Raw genomic sequence first — 10,263 nt, 5'->3', positions numbered from 1 at the left:
TGGCATCGGCTCGACCCGACGCGTGGCGCGGTCGGTCGTGGCGGTGGCGGGGTGATGGGGTTCCGGAGCGGTGGGCCGGGAGTGCTGCTTGGGCCGGTTCGCGGTGTGGCGTGGGTGGTGCCGTTGGTCGTGGAGTGCTCGGTTCGGGTGTCGCGGGCGGGGGCGTTGCCCGGTGTTCGGCCTGCCAAGGCCCAGTGGGTTTCGAGGCCGATGTGCGTGGAGGAGGAGATCGCCGCGCTGCCCGGTCGCTACGAGGTGCGGCTCGGTGTCGGGCGTCGGGGGGATCGGCTGGCGGAAGTCCCGCGGCGGGGAGGAGCGGGTGGTCGGTCGAGTCGGGTCCTGCTCGCTCGCGCGTGGCTGTGGTGCGTGCGGAGAGCGGGGTGGTCGTGGTGCGGACGTTGACGGTCTGGTGCCAGGACTGGCCCGTCGTCGCCGCTTCGGCGGAGGCCGGGACGCCCGCGCAGGTGCCCGCCGCCGTGGTGCTGGGCAACGAGGTCGTCCACTGCTCGGCCACCGCTCGCGCGGAGGGGGTCCGGCGGGGGCAGCGGAAGCGGGGCGCTCAAGCGCGGTGCCCGGAGGTCGTGCTGTTCGAGGACGACCCGGAGCGGGACGCGCGGGTGTTCGAGCCGGTCGCCGCCGCCGTCGAGCACCTGGCGCCGGGGATCGAGGTGGTCCGGCCGGGCCTGGTGGCGGTGCCCGCCAGAGGGCCCGTCGGGTACTTCAAGAGCGCGGAAGCCGCCGCGGAGAAGGTGATCGACCACATCGCGGACACGACCGGCGTGGAAGCGCAGGTGGGGATCGCGGACGGCCTGTTCGCGGCCACGCTCGCGGCGCACCGCGGGCTGATCGTGCCGGAGGGCCTGACCGAGGAGTTCCTGGCGCCGCTGGGGATCGCGGAGCTCGACCAGCCCGCCGAACGCCGCAGGGGCCGACCCGAACTGGTGGACCTGCTGCGGCGCCTGGGTTTGCGGACGCTCGGGGCGTTCGCGCAGATCCCGGAACGGGACGTGGCGTCGCGGTTCGGCGGTGAGGCGGTGCTCGCCCACCGGTTGGCGCGCGGGCTGGAGGATCGGGCGCACGACCGGCGCACGCCGCCGCCCGAGCTGTCCGTGGCGCAGCACCTCGACCCGCCGGTGGACCGGGTGGACGCGGCCGCGTTCGTGGCGAAGGGGCTGGCCGAGCTGCTGCACGTCGGGCTGGTGGCCAAGGGGGTGGCGTGCACCAGGCTGGGGATCAGGGCGACCACCGAGACCGGCGAGGAGCTGTCACGGGTGTGGCGGTGCGCGGAACCGCTCACCCCGCAAGGGATCTCGGACCGGGTGCGGTGGCAGCTCGACGGCTGGCTGACGACCACCCGGCTCACGTCGGGCATCGCGGTGCTGCGGCTCGACCCCGAGGAGGTCGTGGGCGCGGCGGCGCTGCAACTGGGGCTGCTCGACCAGGGCCAGGGCGACGTCGCGGACCGAGCGGCGCGGGCGCTGGTGCACGTCCAGGGCCTGCTGGGGCCCGGATCGGTGGTGACGCCGGTGCTGGGCGGTGGGCGGGGGCCCGCCGAACAGGTGCGGCTCGTGCCGTGGGGCGACGAGCGGGTGCCCGCGGCGGACCCGGACCAGCCGTGGCCGGGGCGGCTGCCCGCGCCGTCACCCGCGACGGTGCCGGTGGAGCCGGTGCCGGTCGGGCTGGTGGACGGGACGGGCGCGGACGTCGGCGTGACCGGTCGCTACGAGCTGACCGCGCCGCCGCACCGGGTGCTGGTCGGCGGCGGGTCCCAGGAGGTGCGGGGCTGGGCCGGGCCGTGGCCGGTCGACGAACGGTGGTGGGACGCCGAGGCGGCCCACCGCGCGGCGCGCCTCCAGGTGCTGACCGCGGGCGAGAACGGGGCGGAACAAGCGTTCCTGCTGGTGCGCACGGGCGGCCGGTGGGCGGTGGAAGGGGTGTACGACTGATGGCTGACGACTACCAGGGGATCGTGGACTGGCTGCGGGAGATGGGCGAGATCGACCAGGACGGTGAACGCCAGGAGGCGCCCGCGTACCTGGCCTGGTTCGGCTGGACGCCGCCGCCGGTGCTGATCCCGCTGCCGAGGCGGGCCCCCGACGAGCTGTTCTGATGGGCTGGAACAACCCGCCGGTTCGCTGGTCCGACCTGGAGCGCGCGCTGTCCGGCAAGCCGTACGAGAAGGGCGACGGCGGTGACAGCCCGGCCTGGACGCACCACCGCGAGCGGTACGAGGCGTCGCCGGAGCAGGGCTTGCGGATGGACGAGCTGGGGATGCTCCAGACCCGCACGCCGTACGTGGAGCTGCACGCGCACTCCAACTTCAGCTTCCTGGACGGCGCGAGCCACCCGGAGGAGCTGGTGGAGGCGGCGCAGCAGCTCGGCCTGGACGCCGTCGCGCTGACCGACCACGACGGCATGTACGGCGTCGTGCGGTTCGCCGAGGCGGCGAAGGAACTGGGTGTGCGCACGGTGTTCGGCTCCGAGCTGAGCGTCGGGCTCTCCCAGCCGCAGAACGGGATCCCGGACCCGGAGGGTGAGCACCTGCTGCTGCTCGCCCTCCGCGAGGACGGCTACTACGAGCTGTGCCGGACGATCACCAACGGGCAGCTCGCCGACGGCGCGGAGAAGGGGCGGCCGGTCTACGACCTGGAGCAGGTCGTGGCCGACACCCGCGAGAACTGCGTCGTGCTGACGGGGTGCCGCAAGGGGGCGGTGCGGCGCGCGCTGGACCGGGAGGGGCCGGAGGCGGCGTTCGGGCAGTTGCGGCGGCTGGTCGAGCTGTACAGCGCGGAACGCGTGTTCGTGGAGCTGACCGACCACGGGTTCCCCACCGACAGCACGAGGAACGACCTCCTCGCGGGCATGGCGGCCGACCTGGGGCTGCCGACGGTCGCCACGAACGCCGTGCACTACGCGACGCAGTCACGGGCCCGGCTGGCCGCGGCGATGGCAGCCGTGCGGGCGCGGCGGAGCCTGGACGAGATGGCCGGGTGGCTGCCGCCCGCCGCGGGGGCGTGCATGCGGTCCGGCGAGGAGATGGCCCGGCGGTTCGCGCGCTACCCCGGAGCCGTGCACCGGGCCGCGGTGCTGGGCCTCCAGTGCGTGTTCGACCTGAAGCTGGTGGCGCCCAAGCTGCCGCCGTTCGGCGTGCCGCCGGGGGAGACGGAGATCAGCCACCTGCGGACCCTGACCCGTGCGGGCGCGGCTCGGCGGTACTTCTCCGTCGGGGAGAACCCCAAGGCGTTCCAGCAGGTGGAGCACGAGCTGCGGATCATCGAGGAGCTGGGGTTCCCCGGCTACTTCCTCGTGGTGCACGACATCGTCCGGTTCTGCCGGGAGCGCGGGATCCTCTGCCAGGGAAGGGGTTCCGCGGCGAACTCGGCGGTCTGCTTCGCGCTGGGCATCACGAACGTCGACGCGGTGCGGTTCGAGCTGCTGTTCGAGCGGTTCCTCGCCCCGGCTCGGGACGGGCCGCCGGACATCGACCTGGACATCGAGTCGGACCGCCGGGAGGAGGTGATCCAGTACGTCTACGAGAAGTACGGGCGCAGGCACGCGGCGCAGGTGGCGAACGTGATCAGCTACCGGGCGAAGTCGGCGGTCCGGGACATGGCTCGGGCGCTGGGGTACGCGCCGGGGCAGCAGGACGCGTGGAGTCGGGAGATCGACCGGTGGGGGCCGTTGCGCGACACCGTGGCGGACAGCGGGATCCCGTTGCCGGTGGTGGAGTTGGCCGCGCAGTTGGAGAACTTCCCGCGTCACCTGGGGATCCACTCCGGGGGCATGGTCATCTGCGACCGGCCGGTCAGCGAGGTGTGCCCGGTGGAGCCCGCGCGGATGGCGAACCGGACCGTGTTGCAGTGGGACAAGGACGATTGCGCGTCGATCAACCTGGTCAAGTTCGACCTGCTCGGGTTGGGGATGTTGTCCGCGCTGCACTACGCGATCGATCTGGTGGGGGAGCACCACGGGGTCGAGGTCGACATGGGACGGATCGACCTGGCGGATGGCGCGGTTTACGACATGTTGTGCCGGGCGGATTCTGTGGGTGTTTTTCAGGTGGAGAGTCGGGCGCAGATGGCTACTCTGCCTCGGCTCAAGCCGCGGGAGTTCTACGACCTGGTGGTGGAGGTCGCGTTGATCCGGCCTGGGCCTATTCAGGGTGGGTCCGTGCATCCGTACATCCGGCGGCGGAATGGGAAGGAGGAGTGGGAGCACGATCATCCCCGGTTGAAGAAGGCGCTGGATCGGACCTATGGGGTGCCGTTGTTCCAGGAGCAGTTGATGCAGATCGCTGTGGATGTCGCTGATTTCACGCCTGCTGAGGCGGATGAGTTGCGGCGGGCCATGGGGGCTAAGCGGTCTACTTATCGGATGGAGAGGTTGAGGGATCGGTTTTATGCCGGGTGTGCTGGGCATGGGATTGAGGAGGGGTTGGCTGGGAAGATTTATGCGAAGTTGTTGGCGTTTGCCAATTTTGGGTTTCCGGAGAGTCATGCTTTGAGTTTTGCGCACTTGGTGTTTGTTAGTGCTTGGTTTAAGTTGTATTATCCGGCGGCTTTTTGTGCTGCTTTGTTGAGGGCTCAGCCCATGGGGTTTTATTCGCCGCAGTCGTTGGTGGCTGATGCTCGGAGGCATGGGGTTCGGGTGTTGGGGCCGGATGTTAATCGGAGTCTGGTGCATGCGGGGTTGGAGGTTTTTGAGGGGGAGCAGGCTGTTCGGATCGGGTTGGGTGCTGTTCGTGCTGTGGGGGAGGGGGTTGCTGAGGCGTTGGTGGAGGAGAGGGGGCGTGGGGGGTTGTATCGGGATTTGGTGGATGTGGGAGGGCGGGTGAGGTTGAGTACTCCGCAGGTGGAGGCGTTGGCGACTGCGGGGGCTTTTGGTGGGTTTGGGGTGGGGCGGCGGGAGGCTTTGTGGGCTGCCGGGGCGGTGGCTAATGCTCGGCCGGATCGGTTGCCTGGGGTGGTGGTGGGGACTGATGCTCCGTTGTTGCCGGGGATGGATGAGGTTGAGGTGGCTGTGGCTGATGTGTGGGCTACGGGGTTGTCGCCGGATAGTTTTCCTACGCAGTTCGTGCGGGGGAGGTTGAGGGGGTTGGGGGCGTTGCCTGTGGTGGGGTTGGGGGAGCTTTATCCTGGTACGAGGGTGCTTGTTGGTGGGGCGGTGACGCATCGGCAGCGGCCTGCTACTGCTGGTGGGGTTACGTTTTTGAATATTGAGGATGAGACTGGGATGGTTAATGTTGTTTGTTCTGTTGGGTTGTGGGCTCGGTATCGGCGGGTGGCTTTGAATAGTCCGGCTTTGTTGGTTCGGGGGACTGTGGAGATTGCTGAGGGGGTGGTTAGTGTGTTGGCGGATCGGTTGCAGCAGTTGGATTTGAGGATTCCGTCGCGGTCTCGGGATTTTCGGTGAGGGGGTGGGGGAGGGTGCGGTTCCAGCGTGGTTGGTTGGTGGATGGTCGAGTTCCAGCGTGGTGTGGCCGATTTGACTTGGGGCCCCTAGATTCGACCCTTCGCCGGGGCAAAAAGGGCAGAGGGTGAAGCTGCCGCCCGGCGCAAGTTTAAGGGTCGAATCCCCCAAGTAAAATCGGCCACGGTTTTAGGGCTGTGTCTGCCGTTTTGGGGTGGGTCGCCAGGTGGTTATTTGCCTAGGGTTGTTAGGCCTTTGTTTATTGTGTTTGCTGCTCGTTGTACGTCTGCTGTTACTGCTTTTGCGATTTCTTCGGGTGTTTGGTTTGCGTCCAGGTGCTTTCGTAGGGCTTGGAACTGTACTTGCCAGAGGCCTAGTAGTGCTACTGCGGCGATTTGTGGTTCGGGGTCGTTGGTGTCTTGGTTTAGGCGAGTGGCCAGTATTTGTGCTGCTGCTGTGACCAGCTTGTCTGTCATGTCTCGTTGGTGGGCTCGTAGTGCTGGTGTTTGTGCTACCAGTGTTCCGAATTGGCGGAATTTGTTTATGGCTTCTGCGGCGTTTTCCTGGGCGGATAGCCAGGTGGTGATTGCTTGTAGTTGTTCGTTTAGGATTCTCACCGCTGTTTCGACTGGGGGGGACTTGGGGTCTGCCAGGTCGTTCAGTGCGTTTAGTGTTGCTTCTCCCAGGTCTAGTACCAGGGATTCCTTGGTGGGGAAGTAGTTGAAGACTGTTTTTTCTGAGACGCCGCAGGCCTCGGCGATTTCTGAGACTCGTACGGCGTCGAAGCCGCGTTCGATGAACATTTCTGTTGCGGTGTCCGATAGTTGTTGGCGCATGAGGCGTTTCTTGCGCTCGCGCAGGCCCTCTGGTGACGGTGTGGCGTCTTGTAGGGCTGTCCAGTTCACCGTCCGGGTGCTCATGGGGGGAGTGTAGTCGGGTGTCTGGAAAATTCTAGTTGCAGTAAAGTTCTAGTGACTGTATGTTTCGGGCTATGGACATCGTGGTGCTTGTGAACCTGTTCTTCGGGGGACTGTTGGCTGGTGTTGAGGTTGTTGTGCGGTTTGGTGTGCGTGGGCCGTTGGCTGCCTTGCCTGAGGTGGCTCATTTGCGGATGCGGCAAGGGTTGATCAGGACTTTGCGGGTGTTGGTGCCGTCGATCTACGTGCCTGCGTTCCTCAGTGGGATCGCTGTGGCTGTGGCCGCGGTTGGTGGTTTGGGGGTTGCTCGGTGGGGTGGTGTTGTGGCGATGGTGGTGTGGACGGTGACCACGTTTGTTGGTACGGCGCCGCTTAACCAGGCGTTGGCTGAGTGGGATCCGGAGGTGCCGCCTGTTGGGTGGCGGGCGGTGATTGGGCGGTGGGAGAGGATGGACACCGTGCGCACTGTGGCTGCGGTTGTGGCGTTTGGGTTGTTTCTGGTGGCGTTGGCTTAGGTCGGGTCAGGTGGCTGCTTGCCAGGAGTGCCAGAGGGTTGCGTAGGTGCCTTGTGCGGCTACCAAGTTGTTGTGGGTGCCCAGTTCGGTGATCCTGCCGTTGTCGATGACGGCTACGCGGTCGGCGTCGTGGGCGGTGCGCAGGCGGTGGGCGATGGCGATGACGGTGCGGCCTGCCAGGACCTTGGCCATCGCGCGTTCTGCGTGGTGGGCTGTGGTGGGGTCCAGTGCGGCTGTTGCCTCGTCCAGTACGACCGTGTGGGGGTCGGCGAGCACTACCCGTGCCAGTGCGAGTTGCTGGGCCTGGGCGGGGTTGAGGGTGGTGTTGTCCAGAGGGGCGTCGAGGGTTGTTGCCCAGGTGGCGTCCACTGTGGAGAGGGCTTTGTGCATGGCCTTGTCGGTGGCGTTCGGTGCGGCCATGGCCAGGTTGTCGCGGAGGGTGCCCAGGAAGACGTGGTGTTCCTGGGTGACCAGGAGGACGCGTTGGCGGAGTTCGTGTGCGGGGAGTTGGGCTACTGGTACGCCGCCTACGGTGACGCTGCCCGTGTGGGGGGTGTCCACGCCTGCCAGTAGTTTGCCCAGCGTGGACTTGCCCGCGCCGGATGGGCCGACGATTGCCAGGCGTTCGCCGGGGTGCACGGTGAGGTTGACGGCTACGAGGACGTCGTGGCCCTTGCGGTACGCGTAGTGCACGTTTGACACGACCAGGCGGTCGTTTGTCGGGACGGTCTTGGTGGTGGGTGTTGGGACCACGGCTTCGCCGACTCCCTCGATCCTGGACAGTGCGGCGCTGCCGGTCTGTAGTTGGTCGGCCCACTGGAAGATCGTGTCCAGTGGGGCGTTCAGCCGCCACGCGTACAAGGTTGCGGTGATCACCGCGCCCAGGCTGACCGCGTTCGACTCGTGCAGGTGGCCGCCTACTACCAGCATCGCCGCTACCGGCAGCGTGTGGGCGAACTCCAGGATTGGGAACCACACGTTGCGCAGCCACAGCGTGTGCCGTTTGGTGGTGAAGCCGGTGGTGATCCGGTCGTTGCCTCCTGCGAGCCGCCGTTGCTCCAGGCCTAGCGCTTCCACGGTCCGTGCGCCGAGTGAGGTGGCGGAGAGGTGTTCTGCCTGTTCGGAGTTGGCTCGGGCCTCGGCGAGGTAGGCGTCGCGTGCGCGTCGGAGGTACCAGCGGGTGGACAGCCAGAGGATCGGTGCGCCGACCAGGCCGCACAGGCCTAGCAGGGGGTGCAGGAAGAACACGGCGGTGAAGAGGAGGGCGGTCTGCACTAGGGAGATGAACACCTCGGGGGCGCCGTCGCGGAGGGTGGTGCCGATGGCGGCTACGTCCGTTGAGGTGCGGGTCATCAGGTCGCCGGTGCCGGCTCGTTCTACCACTGTTGTTGGTAGTGCCAGTGCTCGGTCGACGACCTGCTCGCGCAAGGATGACAGTGCGCGTTCGCCGAATCGGTGTCCCGCGTAGCGGGCGGATCTGATCAGCAGGACCTGGGCGACGGCGAAAGCGACGATCCCCAGTGCCAGTAGGTCCACAGTGGACACCGGGGCGCGGTTGCGGACCGCGTTGACGATTTCTCCCAGCAGCCAAGGTCCGCCTAGGCCTGCGGCGGCGGCTAGTCCGTTGAGCAGTAGTACGAGGGTCATCGCACGGGCGTCGGCTCGGATGAGACGCCATACCGCGCGGCGTGTTCGGGTGGCGTTCGCGACTGGCAGGCGGGCGGTCACCGGAACACCAGTGCGTGGTAGCCGGGGTGTTCCAGCAGTTGTGGGTGGGTGCCGGTTGCCACGATCTTGCCGTCCACCAGGTACGCCACCTCGTCGGCTTGGTCGAGCAGTAGCGGGGACGTGCTGGTTACTACGGTCGTTCGTCCGCGTCTTGCCTGGTGGACGCGGGTCGCGATCAGGGCTTCGGTGTGTGCGTCCACGGCTGATGTCGGCTCTACCAGCAGCAGGACGTCGGGGTTGGCCAGCAGGGCGCGCACGAGTCGGAGTCGTTGCCGTTGGCCGCCGGACAGCGTGCGGCCCTGCTCCTCCACTGCGGATTCCAGCCCGTCCGGCACGGCGTCCGCCGCGACGGCCGTGTGCACGGCGGCGGTGATGGTGGCGTCGTCCGGCGTCGTCCGGCCTGCCACGGCTTCCCGCAGCGCGCCCGCGAACAGGTGGGAGTCGTTGTCCGCCACCAGGATCCGGCGGCGCACCTCGTCGATCGCCATCGCCGTCAGCGGCACCGTGCCCCACGTGGCGTCGGAGTCGACGTACCGGCCCAGTCGGTCCACGACCTCCACCGCGTCGGCGGGCCTGGTCGCCGCGATGGCCAGCATCCGCCCGGCGGGTACCACCAGACCGGAGTCCGGGTCGCGCAGGTCGGCGGGGCCGGCAGGTCCCGGAACTCCCGGCCCGTGTGCGGAGACCTCCGGGTCCAGCACCAGCAGCCGCACCACCCGTCGGGCGCCGACCAGGCCGCGGGTCAGGTCCTCCGCGCCCTCCATCAGGAAGAACACCGGCACGATCAGCGCCGCCGCGTACCCGTACACGGCGATCACCTCGCCGATCGTGATCGTCCCGGCGGCGGCCATCCGCGCGGCCAGCCACGTGACCCCCGCGACGAACAGGGACGGCAGCCCGATGCCCAGTCCCTGGATCCAGCTCGTCACGGCGCCGACCCGGTACCCCTGCGCCTGGAGCGCCCGCGACGCCGTCCGGTACCGGTCCGCGAACACGTCCTTGCCCCCGATGCCGCACAGCACCCGCAGCCCGGCCACGATGTCGCCCGCGCGGGCCGTCACCGCCGACTGCTCGACGCGGTAGCCGGTCTCGGTGGCCTGCAACCGCTTCAGCAGCGGCACGAGCACGCCCACCAGCAGCGGCACGCCGATCAGCACCACGGCCGCGAGTAACGGTGACACTCGTGTGAGCAGCGTGCCCACCAGCGCGAACGCGACGACGGAACCGACACCGGGGCCGCTGATCGTCATCACGCGGGTGATCTGCTGGAGGTCCGTGCTGCCGATGTTCACGACCTCACCCGCCGACACCCGGCGCGGCAGCGACGCCCCGAGCCGCACGACCTGCCGCAGCACGAGCTGCGTGGTCCGGTAGTAGGCGTCGAGCCGGATGAACGTCATCAGCCGGTGCCGCAGCATCCCGCACACCGCCGTGACCGCGCCGACCCCCAGCAGCGTCAACGCCCACCGGGCCACCACACCCGAGTTGCCCTGCTGGAGCCCCTCGTCGACGGCCCGCGAGATGATCAGCGGCGGCAGCGTCAGCAGCGCCATCCACGTGCTGCTGACCACGACGGCCACCGCGACGCGTCCGCGCTGGGCCTTCACCAGCCACCACAGGAACCGGCCGGGGCCGCGGACGTCGGGCGTTCCCGGATCGTCGTGGGGCAGGTGGGGAAGCACGATCTTCACCCT

The 10,263-nt window shown here is 68.2% G+C and carries 8 protein-coding genes; 5 read left to right on the top strand and 3 right to left on the bottom strand.

Annotated features, from left to right (window positions below):
* The 4 genes from NZH93_RS44380 to NZH93_RS44365 form a co-directional block, all read left to right on the top strand.
* On the top strand, positions 1-402 hold a 402-nt coding region (locus NZH93_RS44380), incomplete at its 5' end, for a hypothetical protein (RefSeq protein WP_259629363.1).
* Entirely contained in the window at positions 381-1,946 is a 1,566-nt protein-coding gene (locus NZH93_RS44375) for a DNA polymerase Y family protein (protein WP_259629369.1), read from the top strand. The genes NZH93_RS44380 and NZH93_RS44375, both read left to right, overlap by 22 nt.
* Positions 1,946-2,110, top strand: coding sequence for a hypothetical protein (locus tag NZH93_RS44370; RefSeq protein ID WP_259629362.1), 165 nt, complete (start codon positions 1,946-1,948; stop codon positions 2,108-2,110). The genes NZH93_RS44375 and NZH93_RS44370 overlap by 1 nt, the downstream gene beginning before the upstream one ends.
* On the top strand, positions 2,110-5,412 hold the full coding sequence (locus tag NZH93_RS44365; protein WP_259629361.1) for an error-prone DNA polymerase: 3,303 nt from the start codon (positions 2,110-2,112) through the stop codon (positions 5,410-5,412). Before NZH93_RS44370 ends, NZH93_RS44365 begins: the two co-directional genes overlap by 1 nt.
* Positions 5,413-5,639: 227 nt before the next feature.
* Here the strand turns inward: NZH93_RS44365 and NZH93_RS44360 are convergent, their stop codons facing one another.
* The gene (locus NZH93_RS44360) at positions 5,640-6,329 is read right to left on the bottom strand and encodes a TetR family transcriptional regulator (RefSeq protein WP_259629360.1); all 690 of its coding nucleotides are present in this window, start codon (positions 6,327-6,329) and stop codon (positions 5,640-5,642) included.
* A gap of 71 nt (positions 6,330-6,400) precedes the next feature.
* Between NZH93_RS44360 and NZH93_RS44355 the strand changes: the two genes are divergently transcribed.
* Complete coding sequence (locus tag NZH93_RS44355; RefSeq protein ID WP_259629359.1) at positions 6,401-6,841, top strand: anthrone oxygenase family protein; 441 nt, start codon at positions 6,401-6,403, stop codon at positions 6,839-6,841.
* 6 nt (positions 6,842-6,847) lie between these two features.
* Here NZH93_RS44355 and NZH93_RS44350 read toward each other — a convergent pair whose 3' ends face one another.
* Both NZH93_RS44350 and NZH93_RS44345 read right to left on the bottom strand, forming a co-directional pair.
* Positions 6,848-8,488 carry an ABC transporter ATP-binding protein gene (locus NZH93_RS44350; RefSeq protein ID WP_259629358.1) on the bottom strand — a complete coding sequence of 547 codons (1,641 nt, stop codon included), beginning with the start codon at positions 8,486-8,488 and terminating at the stop codon, positions 6,848-6,850.
* Positions 8,489-8,565: 77 nt separating this feature from the next.
* Positions 8,566-10,260, bottom strand: a complete 1,695-nt coding sequence (locus NZH93_RS44345; RefSeq protein WP_259629357.1) for an ABC transporter transmembrane domain-containing protein — start codon at positions 10,258-10,260, stop codon at positions 8,566-8,568.
* Between the last annotated feature and the right edge of the window lie 3 nt (positions 10,261-10,263).

This window comes from Umezawaea endophytica (assembly GCF_025061645.1).
In the GTDB taxonomy this organism is placed as follows: Bacteria; Actinomycetota; Actinomycetes; order Mycobacteriales; family Pseudonocardiaceae; genus Umezawaea; species Umezawaea endophytica.
Note: the sequence above shows the minus strand (reverse complement) of the source record. Positions and strands in the feature narration are given on the sequence as shown.

Excerpts from the sequence above, each read along its gene's own strand:
- NZH93_RS44370 (WP_259629362.1), top strand. The coding sequence starts at position 1,946 with ATGGCTGACGACTACCAGGGGATCGTGGACTGGCTGCGGGAGATGGGC.
- NZH93_RS44365 (WP_259629361.1), top strand. The coding sequence starts at position 2,110 with ATGGGCTGGAACAACCCGCCGGTTCGCTGGTCCGACCTGGAGCGCGCG.
- NZH93_RS44360 (WP_259629360.1), bottom strand. The coding sequence starts at position 6,329 with ATGAGCACCCGGACGGTGAACTGGACAGCCCTACAAGACGCCACACCG.
- NZH93_RS44355 (WP_259629359.1), top strand. The coding sequence starts at position 6,401 with ATGGACATCGTGGTGCTTGTGAACCTGTTCTTCGGGGGACTGTTGGCT.
- NZH93_RS44350 (WP_259629358.1), bottom strand. The coding sequence starts at position 8,488 with ATGACCCTCGTACTACTGCTCAACGGACTAGCCGCCGCCGCAGGCCTA.